14 protein-coding genes and 1 pseudogene are annotated in these 17,200 nt (G+C 69.3%); 6 read left to right on the top strand and 9 right to left on the bottom strand.

Annotated elements, in window-relative coordinates; genetic code table 11:
* The first annotated feature begins 18 nt into the window (after nt 1-18).
* Complete coding sequence (locus tag ACZ4Z3_RS32465; protein WP_468504376.1) at nt 19-465, top strand: DUF742 domain-containing protein; 447 nt, start codon at nt 19-21, stop codon at nt 463-465.
* The gene (locus tag ACZ4Z3_RS32460; RefSeq protein ID WP_107466472.1) at nt 413-1,027 is read left to right on the top strand and encodes a GTP-binding protein; all 615 of its coding nucleotides are present in this window, start codon (nt 413-415) and stop codon (nt 1,025-1,027) included. The genes ACZ4Z3_RS32465 and ACZ4Z3_RS32460 overlap by 53 nt, the downstream gene beginning before the upstream one ends.
* A gap of 18 nt (nt 1,028-1,045) precedes the next feature.
* On the opposite strand, the gene ACZ4Z3_RS32455 is transcribed toward ACZ4Z3_RS32460, so the two are convergent.
* From ACZ4Z3_RS32455 to ACZ4Z3_RS32445, 3 genes are all read right to left on the bottom strand, one after another.
* Complete coding sequence (locus ACZ4Z3_RS32455; protein ID WP_468504375.1) at nt 1,046-1,756, bottom strand: AAA family ATPase; 711 nt, start codon at nt 1,754-1,756, stop codon at nt 1,046-1,048.
* Nucleotides 1,757-1,893: 137 nt separating this feature from the next.
* Nucleotides 1,894-2,211: a helix-turn-helix domain-containing protein gene (locus tag ACZ4Z3_RS32450; protein ID WP_468504374.1), complete on the bottom strand. Its 318-nt coding sequence runs from the start codon at nt 2,209-2,211 to the stop codon at nt 1,894-1,896.
* A gap of 200 nt (nt 2,212-2,411) precedes the next feature.
* On the bottom strand, nt 2,412-3,866 hold the full coding sequence (locus tag ACZ4Z3_RS32445; RefSeq protein ID WP_468504373.1) for a VWA domain-containing protein: 1,455 nt from the start codon (nt 3,864-3,866) through the stop codon (nt 2,412-2,414).
* A 398-nt stretch (nt 3,867-4,264) separates the two neighbouring features.
* On the opposite strand from ACZ4Z3_RS32445, the gene ACZ4Z3_RS32440 reads away from it, so the two are divergent.
* Nucleotides 4,265-4,585, top strand: coding sequence for a hypothetical protein (locus ACZ4Z3_RS32440; RefSeq protein ID WP_468504372.1), 321 nt, complete (start codon nt 4,265-4,267; stop codon nt 4,583-4,585).
* Nucleotides 4,586-4,663: 78 nt separating this feature from the next.
* On the opposite strand, the gene ACZ4Z3_RS32435 is transcribed toward ACZ4Z3_RS32440, so the two are convergent.
* A complete protein-coding gene (locus tag ACZ4Z3_RS32435; RefSeq protein ID WP_468504371.1) occupies nt 4,664-5,341 on the bottom strand; it encodes an NAD(P)H oxidoreductase in 678 nt (225 codons plus the stop codon).
* Between the two features lie 116 nt (nt 5,342-5,457).
* Here ACZ4Z3_RS32435 and ACZ4Z3_RS32430 point away from each other — a divergent pair, with 116 nt between their 5' ends.
* Nucleotides 5,458-6,456 carry an AraC family transcriptional regulator gene (locus ACZ4Z3_RS32430; protein ID WP_468504370.1) on the top strand — a complete coding sequence of 333 codons (999 nt, stop codon included), beginning with the start codon at nt 5,458-5,460 and terminating at the stop codon, nt 6,454-6,456.
* Nucleotides 6,457-6,677: 221 nt separating this feature from the next.
* Here ACZ4Z3_RS32430 and ACZ4Z3_RS32425 read toward each other — a convergent pair whose 3' ends face one another.
* Nucleotides 6,678-8,108 carry an endo-1,4-beta-xylanase gene (locus ACZ4Z3_RS32425; RefSeq protein WP_468504369.1) on the bottom strand — a complete coding sequence of 477 codons (1,431 nt, stop codon included), beginning with the start codon at nt 8,106-8,108 and terminating at the stop codon, nt 6,678-6,680.
* A 773-nt stretch (nt 8,109-8,881) separates the two neighbouring features.
* Nucleotides 8,882-9,313, bottom strand: coding sequence for a tautomerase family protein (locus tag ACZ4Z3_RS32420; RefSeq protein ID WP_468504368.1), 432 nt, complete (start codon nt 9,311-9,313; stop codon nt 8,882-8,884).
* 236 nt (nt 9,314-9,549) lie between these two features.
* On the opposite strand from ACZ4Z3_RS32420, the gene ACZ4Z3_RS32415 reads away from it, so the two are divergent.
* Nucleotides 9,550-9,846, top strand: coding sequence for a hypothetical protein (locus ACZ4Z3_RS32415; RefSeq protein WP_468504367.1), 297 nt, complete (start codon nt 9,550-9,552; stop codon nt 9,844-9,846).
* A gap of 127 nt (nt 9,847-9,973) precedes the next feature.
* Entirely contained in the window at nt 9,974-10,873 is a 900-nt protein-coding gene (gene bla, locus ACZ4Z3_RS32410) for a class A beta-lactamase (protein WP_468504366.1), read from the top strand.
* Between the two features lie 74 nt (nt 10,874-10,947).
* Here the strand turns inward: bla and ACZ4Z3_RS32405 are convergent, their stop codons facing one another.
* From ACZ4Z3_RS32405 to ACZ4Z3_RS32395, 3 genes and pseudogenes are all read right to left on the bottom strand, one after another.
* A complete protein-coding gene (locus ACZ4Z3_RS32405; RefSeq protein WP_468504365.1) occupies nt 10,948-13,215 on the bottom strand; it encodes a glycoside hydrolase family 97 catalytic domain-containing protein in 2,268 nt (755 codons plus the stop codon).
* A 72-nt stretch (nt 13,216-13,287) separates the two neighbouring features.
* A pseudogene (locus tag ACZ4Z3_RS32400) lies at nt 13,288-15,573 on the bottom strand (family 43 glycosylhydrolase); the annotation flags it as partial.
* 107 nt (nt 15,574-15,680) lie between these two features.
* Complete coding sequence (locus ACZ4Z3_RS32395; RefSeq protein ID WP_468504364.1) at nt 15,681-17,111, bottom strand: glycoside hydrolase family 43 protein; 1,431 nt, start codon at nt 17,109-17,111, stop codon at nt 15,681-15,683.
* Nucleotides 17,112-17,200: the final 89 nt, after the last annotated feature.

The raw sequence follows: 17,200 nt of genomic DNA, 5'->3' as shown, positions 1-17,200 counted from the left end.
GCGAGGCAGGAGGTCGTCATGGTGGTCGGTGGACGAGAACCACAGGAGACAGAAGAAGGGACTTGGGACGATGAGGAGGCTGCGGTCGGCCGTGCTCCCGCGGTCCGCCCGTTCCTGCTGACCGCCGGCCGGGTGTCGGGGGGAGGCGCGGCGGCACCGATCCCGATCGAGACCCAGATCGTGTCGACGGCGGCCGGGCTCTCCGTCCTCGGCAAACTCGCCTTCGAGCACCACGACATCGTCGCCGCCTGCCGACGGCCGCAGTCGGTCGCTGAACTGGCCGCCCGTCTGCGCCTGCACCTCAACGTCGTCCGAGTGCTCGCCGAGGACCTGTGTGCCGCAGGGCACCTGGCGATCTACGTGCCGCACGCCCGGGCCGCCCAGGACATCTCCGTACTGCGAAGGGTTATCAATGGTCTCCGTGCCGTCCCCGACTCACGGGGCACACTCCGCGACAGCGGTTGAACAACCGCCGCTGCCGGTCAAGCTGGTCATCGCCGGCGGCTTCGGGGTCGGCAAAACCACCACCGTGGGGTCGATCTCCGAGATACGCCCCCTCACCACCGAGGCCGCGATCACCGAGGTCGCCGCGGGCGTGGACGACCTCACGCACACGCCCGACAAGACCACCACCACCGTCGCCATGGACTTCGGCTGCATCACCCTCGACCCGACCCTGAAGCTGTACCTGTTCGGCACACCCGGCCAGGACCGCTTCGGTTTCATGTGGGACGACATCGTCGACGGCGCGGTCGGCGCCCTGGTCATCGTCGACACCCGCCGCCTCGACGACTGCTACGCGGCCGTGGACTACTTCGAACACAAGCGCATCCCGTTCGCGGTCGCCGTCAACGCCTTCGACGGAGAGGTCGAACACGACCTGGAAGAAGTGCGGTGGGCACTGGACATCGCCGACCACGTACCGCTGACCGTCTTCGACGCCCGCCGGACCGGCTCGGTGCGCGACGCGCTGCTCGTCGTACTCGACGTCGCCCTGTCCCGCGCCCAGGCGGCCGCGGCGACCTGACGGTGAGGGGGACGCGGCCTACGGTTCGACGATGTGCCGCAGATAGGCCTGCGGGTCGGCGAGATAGCGCCGCCAGTGATCCACGATGCCGAGCTCCTGCCAGGCGACCCTGCGCATGCCGTGCTCGCCGACCTCGATGATGTCCGCTCCCGGCAGGGCGGTGAGCAAGGGGGAGTGCGTGGCACAGACGACCTGGCCGCCCTCCTTCGCCAACCGGTCGAGGTGCCCGATCAGCTCGAGGCACGAGGAGAAGGAGAGCGCGGCCTCCGGCTCGTCGAGAACATACAGCCCCGGGTCGAGGAACTTGCCGCGGAGCGCCGCGAGGAAGCCCTCACCATGGCTGACCGAGTCCGGCGAGAAACCCTCCCGGTCCAGGGCGTCCCACGCGGTCTCGGCCCGCAGGAAGAAGCCCTTGCGGGCCGGCCAACTGGTCATCATGCGGCGCCCTTGCGAGGCCGCGTCGAACCTCATCCGTTCGCCGAGCTCCGACTTGCCCCGCGAGGAGGCGTAGCGCCAGTCGTGGGAGCCGCCGTAGGAGTCCAGCCCGAACCCCTCGGCCAGCGCCTCGACCAGGGTCGACTTCCCCGAACCGTTCTCACCGACCAGAAAGGTCACCGGTGCGGTGAAGCGCAGCCCTTCGTCGAGCAGCTGGCGGACACAGGGCACCGACCAGGGCCAGGCGTCCTCGTCGTACGAGGAGAGATGAGCGTACGCGCGTTCGACAATCACGGGACCAGTGTCGCTCACCAGGCGGAAGACGCATGTGACGGCAGATGGCCGGCGTTGCGGAGCCGGCCGGTGAGCCGGGCGCGGACGAGCGCTGGACCCGAGCGTGCGGCCCAGAGCGGAGACCAGCGCGCCGGGTGTCAGAAGTGACCGTCGAGCAGCGCCTTCCCCAATGAGGTGATCGTGTGATGGACGGTCTTGCCCCGGCGGTGCGAGCAGATCAGGCCGGCCTCCCGCAGGACGGCCGTGTGCTGGCTGGCGCTGGCCGGTGAGACCCCCAGCCGACGTGCGACCTCTCCGGTGGTGAGGCGCCCGTCGGCGGCCTCCAGATCACCATGCCGCTTCCCGTCAGATGGACGTCCGTCCCACGGGCCAACGGCCGGTAGTCCACCTCGAGGAGCGGGGGCTTCCAGCGGATCGCCGGGTGGAGCGAGGACAGCATCGGCCCGATCCTCCACAGGCCAGGGCGCGCATCGCGGCGTCCTGTTCCCCGTTCAGCGCCGCGCGCATCCGTGGCCAGTGCCGGGCGATCGTGGCCTGGTAGGCGGTCGTCAGTGCCTCGGCCGCATGACGGGCGGCCCGGCCGTCTCCCGTACTGGCGGAGAGCATCCACGGCGGCAGCATCAGTCCGCTCTCCCCGCCTCGCGGGGTGGCCGGCTCAGATGATGTTCAGTCGCCGTGCCTCGCGGATCCACGACGGGAACTCGGACAGCAGCCGGTCGTAGAGCTCTGTGTCCGGTACGCGGCTGATGTCGTCGACGGCGAAGAACCCGACGTTGTCGACGCGTCGGCCCGGGAGGGTGTCGAACCGTTCCAGTACGCCGTACTGGGCGCGTCCCAGTCCGACGAACTGCCAGAAGACCGGTTCGTCCACCGCCTCGCGCAGCTCGGTCTCGATCTCCTTGTTCCGGTAGACGCCGCCGTCGGAGAAGAAGAGGACCAGGGTCGGGGCCGCCGCCGGGTGTTCACGGACGTAGGTCCGCACCTCGGCGATCACCTTCTGTTCCTCGTTCTGGATGCCGACCGCGCGCATGTCCACCTGGCCCGGCAGCAGTCCCTTCTGCGGCTTCTTGCGCCGGAACAGTGCCAGTTCACCGACCCGGACGTGGTGCTGGAGCCACTGCGGCAGGTCTCCCAGCGTGAGGTCGGGCAGCCGGGCCGGGTTCGACGCGAACGTCCATGCCTGCATCTCACCGTCGTCGTCGAGCTGCGCGGCCACCGCGGCCATCCGCTCCACGACATCGGCGACGACGCCCTTCGAGTACAGCATCGACATCGACCCGGAGGCGTCCAGGACCAGGATGACGCGCGCGGTCACTCCCTCCGCCCCGTGCTTGCGCAGACTGACGGCCACCTGCTCCTTGCGCAGGGAGAGCCGCTTGCGCATGTCCACCGGCAACTGCTCCTCGCCCTTGACGAGCCGCGGGGCGGGGGTCCCCGGGGAGGGAGGGCCGGGCTGGGGCTGGGGCGGAGCCGTGTTCGCGACGGGTGGCGCGGGTGACGCCGGGGCGGCGGGCGTGGGAGGGAGAGGAGGTGCGGGCGTGGGCGGGGCGGAGGTCGGCGGGGTGACGGCGGCCGGGTCTTCGTCCACGCTGATCCCGAAGTCGGTGGCCAGCCCCGCGAGTCCGGACGCGTATCCCTGTCCCACGGCGCGGAACTTCCACTGACCGGCCCGCCGGTACAGTTCACCGCCGATGAACGCCGTCTCCGTCGTCGCCTGCATCTCGAACAACGCCAGCTGCCCGCCCGTCGCGGCGTCGAGCAGCCGCAGCCGAAGACCGGACAACTGGCCGAAGGTGCCGCCGTCCGCGGAAGCGCCGAGAACGACCCGGTCGATCCCCGGCTCCAGGGCCTCCAGGTCCACCCCGATGGTGTCGGTCGTCCCGGTGCCGTCGCTCCGTTTGCCCAGATGGCGCACGGCACCCGAGGCGTGCTGGGGCTGGTTGTAGAAGACGAAGTCCCCGTCGTCCCTCACGCGCCCGTCGGCGCCGAGCAGCAGCGCCGAGGCGTCGGCGTCCGGCCCTCCGGGGCTCCCGGACCAGCCGAGCTCGACGTGCACCGCCTTGGCGGCGACGGGAAGGTTGCCGCCTTTGGCCATCGATGTTGCTGTCATACGCCCAGTCTGCCGTGCGTTGAGGTCGCCGGCGTCTCCACCCGGCCACGCGCCCTGATCAACCAGTGGACCCGCGACACCGGCAGTGCCCTCGCCACCAAGAAGAACCAGATCTGGCGGCTCTGGGGCCCGCGCTGTCCAACTCGCGAGCCACTCCGCATCGGCGGGCGCGGTTCTCAGCGAGTGTCAGATCCATCATGCCTGTTCGGAGGCGGTTTCGGTAGGACGGAGCGCACGTCCGTTCGGGCTTGTCGCAGGTGGTGATCCGCCCGCAGACTCGTCGTCATCCACTCTCCGACGTCCGTGTCGGCATCCGTTCCCGGCTGCCGGCGCGTTCGCTGTGCTGTCCCGTCGCGTGACGGGACGGGCCGGAGGGGTGAGGGTACGAAGGGGGATCGATGGATCAGGACATGGTTCTGCGGGCGAAGGTCCAGCTGCTCAGCGCGAACCGACGGGTGGTGCGTGGCGCCGAAGGACTGTGGATCTACCGCCTGCTGACGCAGGTCGAGCCGGAGGTGTACGGGTCGAAGTTGGCGTACGTCCTGGTGGAGGCCAGCGCCTCGCCACTGGTGCGGGAGCTGCCCGGGCAACGGCTGGCCCTGTTGGACGAGGCGGTGACGGTGGCGACGGCCCTCGACGCCGTGAACCCCTACCGCGCCAAGGTGCTGGCAAGAGCTCTCGCCGCCCGACGGGAACTCGACGACCGGCAGGCCGTGTAGCGGCGCGGAACGCCGGATCCGGTGCGCGTCAGGTCCGCGGCACACGCGGACCTGACGCGACCTACGACCCCTGGCCCGTCAGGCCGCCGCACTCTCCTCGGCGGCGAACTTCTCCACGAACTCCTCCGCACGGCGGTCGAAGGCAGCGTACTGAGCCTCCCGTTCGGCGCCGCTGACCGCGTCGCCGACCAGGAGATTGCCCTCGGCGTCGACGCGCTGAGGGCGCTCCTCCGCGTCGGTGAGAAGGCCGACGGTGGAGTGGGAGAAGCCGCAGTAATAGGCGATGCCCTCGCTCAGACTGGTCTCGAGGACGGTCCGCATCCCCTCCACGATCGGATCGTCGGCGGTGGCGCCGGCCAGCCCCAGCCACAGGATGCGCTTGCCTGCGAGGCGGGGCTTGCTGCGTCCGTAGGCCAACCCGTAGTTCCACACGCGGTCGATCCAGCCCTTCAGGATGGCGGGCACGCTCTGCCAGTACACCGGGAAGACGGCGACGACGGCATCGGCGTCGAGGATGCGCCGCATGTGCGCGTGCACTTCGTCCGAGTACCTCTTCTCCCGGTCACCCCAGTCCGGCTGGTCCGCCACGTTCATCCGAGGGTCGAACCCCTCGGCGTGCAGGTCGAGCAGGTCGACGCGGTACCCGGAGGCCTCGAGCCGGGCGGCGGCACGCCTGGCCGTGTGCGCGGTGAGGGAATCGGTGCGGTGGTGTGCGACGACGACGAGTGCTGTGGCACGGCTGTCGTGCTGCGTCACGGTGTCTCCCGGTGGTCTCGGTCGGTCCGATGAACGACTCCAGTACAGCCCCGACGGCGTAGATGATCCATGGGAGATACGCTTGGAAACATAGGAGATCGTCTACGATATGTGCCGTGGATCCTCTGAGTTCGCTGCTGAGCGGCATCCGGGCCGAGGGGTCGGTCGTCAGTCACGCCGTACTGGCGGCGCCCTGGAGCATCCGCTTCGCCGACGCCGCGCCGCTCGTCATGATCAGCGTGCTGCGAGGCGGGGGCACGCTGCTGCTGCCCGGCGGAACGGAACGGGCTATCGGCGCGGGCGACACCGCCATCGTGCGCGGGCCCGAACCGTTCCACCTCGTGGACCACCCCACCACCGTGCACGGGTCCCACGCCGCCTACGAGATCGCCTGTTTCACCGACAGCGCCGGGTGCACCGCCCAGGAACTCGGTGGTATCCACTGGGGCGTCGAGTCGGAGGAGGCGACCGCGCTGATCGTGGGCGCCTACCGCGCCTCGGGCCACCGCCATGAGCGGCTGCTGCGTGCCCTGCCCCCCGTCCTGGTGGTCGAGGAGGACGCCGAGGTCTGCGGCTGGCTGGAGACGGCCGCCGCCGACGCCGCCCAACACTCGGCCGGTTCGCAGGCGTTGATGGACCGCCTCCTCGACTGGGCCCTGGTGTGCACATTGCGCAGCTGGTTCGGCAAGGCGGGTGCCGACGCGCCCAGTTGGTACCGGGGCCTCGCCGACCCGGTCCTCGCGCCCGCCCTGCAGTCCTTCCACGACCGGCCCGCCGCACCCTGGACCGTGGCCTCCCTGGCCGCTCGCGCCGGTGTCTCGCGGGCACTGTTCGCCAAGCGCTTCACCCTGCTGATGGGCCGTCCGCCGCTCGCCTACCTCACCGAATGCCGCATGGACGAGGCCGAGGTGCTGCTGTCCGACACCGACCTCGGCATCGCCGAGATCGCCAGATCGGTCGGTTACGCCGACGCCTTCGGCTTCAGCGCCGCGTTCAAACGCCTCAAGGGCCTGAGCCCCAGCAGCTACCGAGGCAGGACGGCCGGGCCGACGGCGGCTGACCGCTTGTCTCACGGCCAAAGGCGGAAAGCTGCCGGAACAGCAAGGCGGCCTTGACCCTGGCGGCGGCTCATCAGCCCTCGCGCCAGTGGCGGAAGCGTGCCTCGGGTGTGAACTTCACGCTGTAAGAGTCGTTCGCCACCGGCCAGGCCCGGCGCGAGGGTCGCCGCCACCGTGGCGGCGACCCCGGACCACCCAGTTGATGCCGTCGCCGAGGGACGACGGAAGCCGAGCTGTCGGCCGTCATCGGCTTCACCGTCCCTCGGCGGCGGGCTACATCAGGTGCGGGTCCAGCGCTGGCTGCCGCCGTTCGAGCACGTGGAGATCTGGATCAGGGTGCCGTTGGCGGTGCCGCCCGCGGCGGTGTCGAGGCAGAGGCCGGACTGGACGCCGACGATGGTTCCGTCGGAGTTGAGGCGCCACTTCTGGTTGTCCCCGCCCCAGCACCCGTAGATCTGGACCTTGGTGCCGTTGCCGGTCCCGGCCGCGTCCAGACACTTGTTGCCGTAGACTCTCAGCTCGCCGGCCGCCGTGTACGTCCACTGCTGGTTGGTGCCGCTGTGGCAGTCCCACAACTGGACCTGGGTGCCGTCGGCCGTAGCGCTACCGGGCACGTCGACGCAGCGGCCCGAACCGACGCCCTTGATCGGCTTCGCGTCCGAAGGCGGCGTGGGGGTACCGCCGTTCAGTGCGTTGAGGACGGAGGTGTAGGCGGGCTTCTTGCTTCCGTCGCGGTTGAACAGCAGCGGCGAGTGCTCCGGGCGCCAGGAGTCGGAGTCGCGCACACCCCAGACGGTGATGCCGAGGCAGCGCGGGACGGCCAGGCAGTCGTTGACCACGTTGGCGTAGGTCGTGCCCGAGGCGCCCTGGATGTCGAGTTCGGTGATGGCCACGTCGACACCGAGAGCGGCGAAGTTCTGCAGGGTGGTGCGGAAGTTGCTGTTGTAGGGGCTGTCGTTGTTGAAGTGCGACTGGAAGCCCACGCAGTCGATCGGCACGCCGCGCTGCTTGAAGTCCCGGACCATGGCGTACATCGCCTGGGTCTTGGCCCAGGTCCAGTTCTCGACGTTGTAGTCGTTGTAGCAGAGCTTGGCGGCCGGGTCCGCGGCGCGCGCGGTGCGGAAGGCGACCTCGATCCAGTCGTTGCCGGTGCGCTGCAGGTTGGAGTCGCGCCGGGCTCCCGAATTGCCGTCGGCGAAGGCCTCGTTCACGACGTCCCACTGGGCGATCCTGCCCTTGTAGTGCGCCATCACGCCGTTGATGTGGCCGATCATCGCCTGGCGCAGGTTGCTGCCGCTGAGGCTCTGCATCCAGCCGGGCTGCTGGGAGTGCCAGGCCAGGGTGTGGCCGCGCACCTGCTTGCCGTTCTGCACCGCCCAGTTGAAGACGCGGTCGGCGGCGGAGAAGTTGAACTGACCCCGCTGCGGCTCGGTGGCGTCGATCTTCATCTCGTTCTCGGCCGTCACCGAGTTGAACTCACGGTTCGCGATCGTCGTGTACGCGGAATCGCCCAGCCTGCCCGAGGCGATGGCGGTACCGAAGTAGCGGCCGCTCTGTGCCGCCGCGGCGCCGAGCGTACTCTCGGCGGCGTGCGCGGCCGGCGGCGCGACCAGCGCGGCGGCCGCACCGAGCACACCGACGAGCAGCGTCAGCAGCAGGCCGCGGATCTTGCGGCGGACACGTGGTCCTGGAAGGGCGTACAAGCCCATGACTGTGCCTCCAAGGTAGAGATCACGGAATGGCTGAAGCGCGGGGGGAAGGAGTCGTTCACGGGCACCGGGACGATCTCATCCGGCGGGGACGGCAGCGCTGTCTCGACGCAGGCATGGGGGCACTCCATAGCGGCTCAGCCGGGGGGACCGTCACAGAAAAGTGGGATGGCGCAGGAGCATCGGTGCGCGGATCTCTGTCGTGCAGGCGTGCGTTGATCCGCCGTGCGGCACGGTCTGCCGACGCGGTCGAGAGCACGGTCTCTGGTCGGCTTCCCGACAGGGATGATTGAGGGATTGACGATGAATCGTCAATACTCGCCGCACAAAAAGTTTCAGCTTTCGCTTCGAAACATTCGGAAACCTGTAGAGCGGCTCAAGTGAGCCCTCGTCGACACGGGTCGACGAACGTCACAGGCCTCGCGACGGATCCAGGACAGGCGCGCGGATGCCGCACGCGCCGCCTCCCAGCTGCCGCCCTTCGCATTCCCAGGGCCGACGAGCGATATGGCGACTGCCGGCCTGACGTCGGCGGGAATCGCAGCCCGCCAAGCTCAAGGAGGCGACCTCTTTGTAGACAGGTCAGCGAGAGCCCTTGACCGCAGGGCCCCGCATTCCTAGGTTGTGGCGTCAAAGATTCTGGGAAGCCTTCGAAAGTTTCGAGACTGTCGCAAGGAGGCCCACCGATGTCTCGCGGACCGGCGACGCCTCACCGCGCAGGACGCCGTCGTCATGGCCTTCTCCGGCGACAGGCGAGCCCGCCGCAGATCGTGTCACGCCTCGTCGCGCTGCTTCTTGGCGATGGCGGCGAGGTCGGCACGGCGGACGACCTGTCCGCCCGCACCCCAGGTCCCGTCGGGCTGCTCGTGCACCAGCACCCATACCCGCGGTGCGTCCGCCGGGGAGAGCCCGGCCGCCGACAGGACGATCCTGGTGGCTTCCGCCACCAAGCCCGCGGTGCCCTCCGCGGAGAGCACTCCCTGGGGAACCGTGACGTCGACGAGGAAGCGGGACGCGTCATCCTCGGCGGTGGTCTGCGCCCCTTCGGGCAGTTCGACGAGGTAGCTCCACAACTGGGCTCGGAAGAACGCCGCGTCGGGCGCCCCCTCCCAGCGAAGGAGGGCAGCGGCCAGATCGCGCTGGACGGACGTGCGGCCCTCCTCGGTGAGGGAGTGCGCCGGGGCCGTGAGCCGGATCATCGACATGCCGAGTTCTCCCTGTCGGTCGTGCACACCACCCAGCGCCGCACGGCAAGATCTACGACGGTCGCGCCACTTCATCGCGCGAACGCATCGTAGCCGGTTCGCCACGTAGTTCGATCACCACCTGTTCGAGGCTCCAGCGCCGCACCGTCACCGCTCAAGGGCAGGCCGAAGCCGACGAGCCCAAGGCGGCCCTGGGGGAACCCGCGTTGTCAGTGGCGGCTGCAAGGCTTGGTCGGATGAACGGCGATGAGCAGCTGCTGAACGGCCGGGTCTACGGCGCGGAGCACGACGACCCCCACCCCGGCCCGCTCCCACACCGGACCTACGCCGAACTGGTCGGCGGACCGCTGGACGGTCTGCTGCTGGACATCCACGGCTGGCGGACCGAAGAAGTCGACGGCGGCGTGGCCCTGTCCACCGAACTGGGACGCTGGCCCGGCGGCCGCGCCCTGTACGACCCGCGCCCCGGCGAACCCCGCACACCGGGCCCGGGTGTGAGCTGCCGTTTCTATTACTCCGGCGACACGCCCTGACCGTCATCGGCCCGGCCACGGCAGGTCGGCCGCGGCGTTGGTGGCTGCTGTCGGACGCAACCAGGGCGCGAGGCGCTGCGTCGATCACTGACGGAACTGCTGACGCACGTTGATGAAGGAGTGAACGATGTTACGGACGAGCGGCCCTCTTGGCTCCGCGATGAGCCGGCGCACGCTGCTTGTGGCCGGTACGGCCACCGCGACAGCCCTGCTCACGACCACGCCCGCCCGCGCGTCGGACGGTGTCACCGGCGGTCTTCGCGCGCTGGAGGAGCGGTACGGTGCCCGGCTGGGGGTCTACGCCCACAACGTCCGTACCGGGGAAACGATACGGCACCGTGCCGACACACTGTTCCCGATCTGTTCGCTGTTCAAGACGCTCGCCGCCGCGGCGGTGCTGCGCGACCTGGACCGCGACGGCGAGGTGCTGTCCCGCCGGATCCACTACACCGCGGCCGACCTCCTCGAGAACTCGGACGTGACAAGGGAGCACCTGGCCACGGGCATGACGATCGCCGAGCTGTGCGACGCCACGATCCGCCACAGTGACAACACCGCGGGCAATCTGCTCCTGCGCGAACTGGGCGGCCCCACGGCGATCACCCGTTTCGCCCGGTCCCTCGATGACCCGGTGACCCGGCTGGACCGGTGGGAGACGGAGCTGAACTCGGGCGAGCCGTGGCGGATCACGGACACCACCAGCCCGCGCGCGATCGGCCGCACCTACGCCCGGCTCGTCCTCGGCGACGCGCTCAGCCGGCCCGACCGCGCGCTGCTGACGCACTGGCTGCTGCACAACCAGACCAGCAGCACCCGCCTGCGCGCGGGTGTGCCGTCCTCGTGGGCCGTCGCGGACAAGACGGGTGGTGGTTCCTACGGCACCAACAACAACGTGGGCATCGCCTGGACCGAGGACGGCACCCCGCTGGTCATCTCCATCATGTCCCGCAAGTTCGACCAGGACGCCGCGACGGAGAACAAGCTGATCGCGGACACGGCCCACCTGTTGGGCGGCGCCCTGGGCTAGCCACCTCCCGCACCTCTTCGCCGACAGGCGCCCGGCCCTGACGCGAGCGTCAGGGCCGGGCACACGGACGGTTCTCAGGAGACGGTGAACATCTGGTGGTCGCGGCCGTCGAACGGGCGTTGCTCCAACTGGTCGCCCTGGGCGTTGCCCGCGGTGAGGTAGAGACCGCTGTGGCGGTTGAGGAGCCGGACACGGCCGTTGCCCGCGTCTTCGGCCAGCCATTCGTCGTTGGTGTTCGCGTTGGCTTCGTAGGTGTACTGGATGGCCTTCGAGCCCGCGTCGCGCGACGCGTACCGGATGACGACGTCCCTGCCGCTGGCCTGGTTGACGATCCGTGTGTACCCGTCGTCGAGGGGCAGGAACGCGAAGCGCTGGTTGGCGCCGCCGGTGCTGGGCCAGCGGATGATCGCGGCGTCGTTCGCGATGCTCGCGCTCCTCACGTCGAGTACATGGCTGCTGCCGGCGATGGTCACCGTGCGGTTCCCGGTCGGGAGGGCCGCGACCTTGGTCAGCCTGACCGCATGGCCGCCGTTGGCGACCGCCGGGACGCTCAGTGTGTCACCGGCCTGGATGACCCTGCTGGTGCGGGTCAGGCCGTCGGGGCCGTCGGTGGTGATCTCCGCGTGCCAGGTGCCGGAGCCGAGGAACGTCGTCGGGTAGCTGATGGTGGTGGCGCCGCCGCGCCTGAGCGCGCCGACGAACCACCGGTCGCCGCTGCGGCGCGCGATGACCCCTCCGGTGAGCGGGTCACCCGAGACGTACTTCGTCTCGTCCCATACGGTCGGCAGCATGCGCAGCCACCGCTGTGCCTCGGGGCGGGCCTGGTAGTCCGAGACACGGCCGCCGGGCAGCATGATGCCGCTGTCCAGGAGGACGCCGAGGGCGAGTTCGGCTCCGTCGCTGTTCGGGTTGCCCTGCTGGAAGCTCATCGGCGAGTAGTCGGCCGGGCCGAGGACACCGCGCGTGAACGGTAGTGCGGCCACGTGCCCGATGTTCCGGCCACCGGGGTATTCCTCACCCCGGACGGCCTCGTTGGTCAGCACGTGCGGCCAGGTTCGGTGGACTCCGACGGACAGGCGCGAGCCGTGCAGGTCGACCATCAGCTTGTAGCGGGCGGTGTCGGCCAGGGTGGCGTCGTACCACTGCTGACGGACTTGGGTCTCGGAGCCCATGAAGTCCATCTTGACGCCGGCGACACCCCACCCAGTGATCTTGGTGAACTGGGCGTCCCGCTCGGCGGCGGTGTCCAGGTCCTGCCAGTGGTACCAGAGCATGATCCGCACGCCCCGCTCCCGGGCGTAGGCCACCAGCTCGGGGATGATCGCCTGGTTGTCCTTCCACCCGTCGTCCACCAGGAGATAGGGCCAGCCCTGCGAGGAGGCGTAGTCGGCCCACTGCTTGAGCTTGGTCAGATCGCGCTGGGTGTTCCACATGCCGTCCAGCCATGGCCACGCGGCGATACCCGGCTTGATCCACGAGGTGTCGGAGACCTTCGACGGGGGCGCGACGTCGTCGACCAGCGTGGACTCCACGACCGTCGCCGCGCTGCCGATGGCGGCGGTGCGCCAGGCCGTGGCGAACGCGCCGGACCGCACGATCTGCGCGTCGGCCAGCGCGACGGTGAACCGGTCGGTGCCCTGGGTGTGGGTGAACCGGCCACCCGAGTAGCCGCCGTCCACACCGGACTCGGCGAGCAGTACGCGCGCGCCGTTGGCCTGCTGGGCGAACATGCCCATGTCGTAGGAGCCCGTCGCCACGTCGGCGACCGGAGAGGTCACATAACCCCGCTCGTGATCGGGGCTGAACTCCTGCCGGGACAGCTGGGCGTCGGCCGGCAGATCGAACGAGGTCGCCTCGCGCAGCACCGTCGCACCCGACGGAAGCTCGTAGCGCAGCGCCATGCCGTCCGCGGAGGTGCGGACGTGCACGGTCATCCGCGCGGAGCCCTTCGCGAACACCAGTCTCGTCTCGGTCGCGGACCGCGTCCGGACGCGGGACTTCCCCGCTTGGACCTCGTAGGTGTAGGTGACGGGCGCATCCGTGCGGCTGACGAAGTCCAGTCCGGTGGTGAAGTCGGTCTGGCTGGTCACCAGCCCGATCGGAGCGGGTGTCAGGGCCTGGCGGCAGTTCCAGGTCGCGCCGAGCGAGAGGGCGCCGTTCGTGTCCAGCGCGACGGTGGCCCGTACGCCGTCACAGCCGGTCTGCGCGACACCGGGCTGGACCGAGGTCCAGCTTCCCGGCGTGGCGGCGGATGCGGGCACCGCGGTCACCGCGCCGAGGACGGCGAGGACGGCGGTGGCCGTACCGGCGACTCGGGTACCGCTTCTTCGAGGGAGTCTCATGCTGCCTTCCTGATGAGGGGAGGGGGGGCCGGCGCGCGCTCAAGCCGGGAGCCGGGGGAGGGCATCGACCGATCAGGCCCAGGGGCTGACCGCCTTGAAGGAACTGTCGGCGCGGAAGGTGGCGTTGTCCTGGAAGGTGTCGAGGCGCAGCTCGTAGTTGTAGTGGCGGAGGTAGCGGCCCGGGTAGTTGTACGACTCCAGGCTGACCGAACCGGTGGCGGAGCCGGACCGGGCGCAGTAGGTGGCGTCCTTGTCGAAGAGCGTGGTGCCGTTGCTCGCGTCGGCGCGGATCCGGAGGTCCTTGTGGCGCAGGTAGCGGCCGGACGCGTCACGGAACGAGTAGCAGCTTCCGTCGGCCAGGCCGGGGACGATCGTGAAGGTGGCGCCTTGCTTGACCGCCGTGGTGCTGGAGGACGTCACCGGGTCGAGGTAGCCGAGGCTGTCGGAGCGTACGGCGGCGTAGCGGCCGGGGAAGTTGACCGACTGGAGTGAGCGGGTGGTGTTCGTCGGCAGGGTGACGCCGCCGGTGACCGGGTCGATGCTGCTCAGGGTGGGGACGACCTTCTTGATCAGGCCGTTGGCGTCGAACTCCAGCTTGTCGATGGTGGTTTCGCGGTGGGTGCCGTCTCCGCCGGGGATGGCGAAGCGGTGGTAGGCGATGTACCAGTCGTCGGTGCCCGGTACCTGCACCACGGAGTGGTGGCCGGGGCCCTTGATGCCCAGGGAGAGGTCCTTCTCCAGGATCACGCCGCGCTTGGTCCAGGGACCGGTGGGCGAGGAGCCGGTGGCGTAGGCGACCCGGTAGTTCTCGTCACGTGTGTCGTTCTCCGACCACATGAAGTAGTAGGTGCCCTTGCGCTTGACGACGAAGGAGCCCTCCCTGTAGCCGCTGGGGGTGATGTTGGTGACCTTGGAGGCGTCGAAGGAGACCATGTCGTCGTTCAGGGGAACCACGTACGCCTGGCCGTTGGCCCAGTACAGGTACGACTGGCCGTCGTCGTCGGTGAAGACCGCCGGGTCGATCATCTGGCCGGAGTAGGCGCCGCGGGCGATCAGCGGCTTGCCCAGCGGGTCCTTGAACGGGCCGGTGGGCGAGTCGGAGACCGCGACACCGATGTTCCCGTCGGCGGAGTAGTAGAAGTAGTACTTCCCGTTCTTCGCGGTCATCGTCGGGGCCCAGGCCCGGCTGTTGGTCCAGCTGATGTCGGGACCGAGGTCCAGGATGACGCCGTGGTCCGTCCAGTGGACCAGGTCCTTCGACGAGTACGCCTTGAACTGCGTACCGCTCCAGTTCGCGAAGCCGTCGGTGGTCGGGTAGATGTAGTAGGTGTCCCCGAAGCGGACGATGTTCGGGTCGGCGGTGAGCCCCGGTAGGACCGGGCTCCTCATGACCAGCGCCTCCACCGTCCAGGTGCGCTTCGTTCCGTCGGAGCCGGTCACCTCGTACGTCACGGGCTCGGTGAAGTCGCGGGGGGTGCCGGAGGCCGGGTTGATGGACGCGCCCGGGGCGAGGGTGAACTGCGGGGCGAGCGCGGTGAGGTCCGTGCCCTCCTTCACCGGCAGCGTGATCTTGCTGCGGGCGTCGTCGACGATCGCGTCGATCTTCAGCGAGGGATGGGTGACCGCGGCGATGTGCGCGGTGTTCCCGCTGATTTCGAGGACCTCGCCGGGCGCCAGCGCGCGGTTGTAGACCCTGAAGTCCCGCATCTTGCCCTTGAAGAGCTTGTCACCGCTGTAGAGCGACTTGCCGATGTAGTTGGCCGTGGTGGTGCCGGATCCGATGGAACCGGGGGTGGTGGTGACCGACGTGTTGCGGGCCACCTCCACCCCGTCCTGGTACAGCACGCCCGTGGTGCCGGTCTGGGTGTAGGTGACGTGCTTCCAGACGGAGCGCGGCAGCTCGGTGGCGGTCCGGGTGTTCTGCTCGGTGGAAAAGGCCCCGGAGGCGATGGCGGTCCGGAACGTGTTGCCGGTGGTGAACAGGTACCCGTTGCCTGCTCCGTTGGCGGAGTTGCCGAAGCCGTAGAGGAAGTACGGCGTGGCCTGGTTGGCGTCGATCTGCACGTCCATCGAGACGGTGATCGAGTTCATGCCGCTCATGATGTTGTCCGGCACCTTGATGTAGGTGTCGGAGCCGTTGAACGTGAGCCCTTCCCCGGAACCGGACCAGCCGGCGGTGCCGTTCACGGTTCCGTTCCGGCCGTTGCCCGAGGCGTCCGCCGCCACGGTGCCCGAGGTGGCGTCGAGCTTGTACCAGAGAGCCAGGCCATCGGTGATCTCCGCTGCCTGGGCGGGGGCCACCGGGCCGGCGACGCCCACAACGAGCGAGGCGGCGGCCAGGGCGGCCAGAGCGCCCGGCCGGAATCTCCTGCGGCCATGAGATCTCAGGCTGTACATCGGTTCACATCCCTCTGGAGAAGAGCGAAAGGCACCGCGGAGGCGCCTGCATTCCTGTTCGGTGCGGGTCAGTTCGTCACGCGGAAGGTGGCGTCTCCGCGCGCTGTCGCGGTGGTGATCGGGTCGAGCTTGAGCTGGTAGGCGTAGTGGCGGATGTAGCGGTCGGGGTGGTTGTACGACTGGAACGAGGACCAGGTGGAGTCGGCGAGCCCGGCGACCTGGCGGAAGGTGGCGTCGGCGGCGAACTGAGCGGTGCCGTCGTTGCGGACCAGCTGGAAGTCGTAGTTGGCGTGCCGCAGGAAGTAGCCGGGGTAGTTCACCGACTCGAAGGAGACGGTGCCGGTGCCCGCGAGGCCGGGCCGCAGGCGGAACTGGGCGTCCGCACTGGTGACGTTCTGGTCGATGCGCACGTCGAAGTTGGCGTGCCGCACGTACCGGTCCGGGAAGTTGAACGACTGGAGCCGCTTGGCCGGGGTGCTGGGCCAGCGCGTGAGGACGCGGGTCTCCTCGGCGGCCGTGAGGTTCAGGATCGAGCCGTGGCGCTTCTTGGTGACGCCCAGGTTGTAGCTGCCCGATGTCGGGAGCTGGTAGGTGCCCACGGCGGAGGGGTTGGCCGTCGTGACCGGCATGTACCCGCCGCGGGAGGCGTACTGGTCGAGGTACAGGGTCCACTCGTCACGGTCCCGGAACTTCATCCACATCGGGCCCTCGACCTGGGCGCCGGTCAGGCCGATGCCGGAGAGGTTGCCGAGGTTGGTCCACGTCCCGAGGATCGAGTTGCTGCCTTCGATGGTGATCTGGCCGTCACCCGAGGCCCGTACGTAACGGTAGTCGCCGACGCCGGCCGGGACCTCGACGATCTGGGTGTCGATGAGTTCCTGGGCACCGGGCCGGTCGATGTAGATCCGGGGCGTGGTGATGGTGCGGAAGTCGCTGGTGCGGGCGTAGAAGATGCGGTGCTTGGTCTTGCCGTCGAGGGGAACGTTCGTCGCCCAGTACAGGACGTAGTCGTTGGTCTCGGGGTTCCAGATCGCCTCCGGCGCCCAGGCGTTGCGTCCATCGGGGATCGCGCCGGCCACGTTGAGCAGCCACGGCTCCGACCAGTTGACCAGGTCCGTCGACTCCCAGACCACGATGCTGCGGCTGCCGTTGTTGATGGAGCCGTCCACGGTCGACCCGCAGCCCCAGCACAGGTCGGTCGCGATGATCCAGTACTTGTCGCCGCCCGGTGATCTCACCAGTGCGGGGTCACGCACCCCCTTCGTGCCGACGGTGGAACGCAGGATCGACGCCCCGTCATTGAGGTCGTTCCAGTGCAGGCCGTCCGCGCTGTGGGAGAGGTACATCTGCTGACCGGTCGCGCCCTCCCCGGTGAAGTGCAGCATCAGATAGCCCGGGTCTGCCGCGGCCGCCCGCTCCGGTGTGATCAAGACGTGGGACGTGAGGAGCAGGCACGCGGCGAACAAGATCGCCGACAGCCTGGAGAGAAGAGCGGACATGTACATCTCCTGTCGTTCTGCCGGTGCCGCCATCGAGCGTGGAGCGCCAACCTGGGGGCGAGCGGGGGAAAGCTCGGTCTCGGCGTCGA

Source organism: Streptomyces sp. NPDC030296 (genome assembly GCF_055572815.1).
Note: the sequence above shows the minus strand (reverse complement) of the source record. Positions and strands in the feature narration are given on the sequence as shown.

Bases quoted from the DNA above. Each gene is read 5' to 3' on its own strand.
- ACZ4Z3_RS32440 (WP_468504372.1), top strand. From the start codon at position 4,265: ATGGATCAGGACATGGTTCTGCGGGCGAAGGTCCAGCTGCTCAGCGCG.
- ACZ4Z3_RS32395 (WP_468504364.1), bottom strand. From the start codon at position 17,111: ATGTCCGCTCTTCTCTCCAGGCTGTCGGCGATCTTGTTCGCCGCGTGC.
- ACZ4Z3_RS32405 (WP_468504365.1), bottom strand. From the start codon at position 13,215: ATGAGACTCCCTCGAAGAAGCGGTACCCGAGTCGCCGGTACGGCCACC.
- ACZ4Z3_RS32465 (WP_468504376.1), top strand. From the start codon at position 19: ATGGTGGTCGGTGGACGAGAACCACAGGAGACAGAAGAAGGGACTTGG.
- ACZ4Z3_RS32420 (WP_468504368.1), bottom strand. From the start codon at position 9,313: ATGTCGATGATCCGGCTCACGGCCCCGGCGCACTCCCTCACCGAGGAG.
- ACZ4Z3_RS32445 (WP_468504373.1), bottom strand. From the start codon at position 3,866: ATGACAGCAACATCGATGGCCAAAGGCGGCAACCTTCCCGTCGCCGCC.
- ACZ4Z3_RS32425 (WP_468504369.1), bottom strand. From the start codon at position 8,108: ATGGGCTTGTACGCCCTTCCAGGACCACGTGTCCGCCGCAAGATCCGC.
- bla (WP_468504366.1), top strand. From the start codon at position 9,974: ATGTTACGGACGAGCGGCCCTCTTGGCTCCGCGATGAGCCGGCGCACG.
- ACZ4Z3_RS32460 (WP_107466472.1), top strand. From the start codon at position 413: ATGGTCTCCGTGCCGTCCCCGACTCACGGGGCACACTCCGCGACAGCG.
- ACZ4Z3_RS32415 (WP_468504367.1), top strand. From the start codon at position 9,550: ATGAACGGCGATGAGCAGCTGCTGAACGGCCGGGTCTACGGCGCGGAG.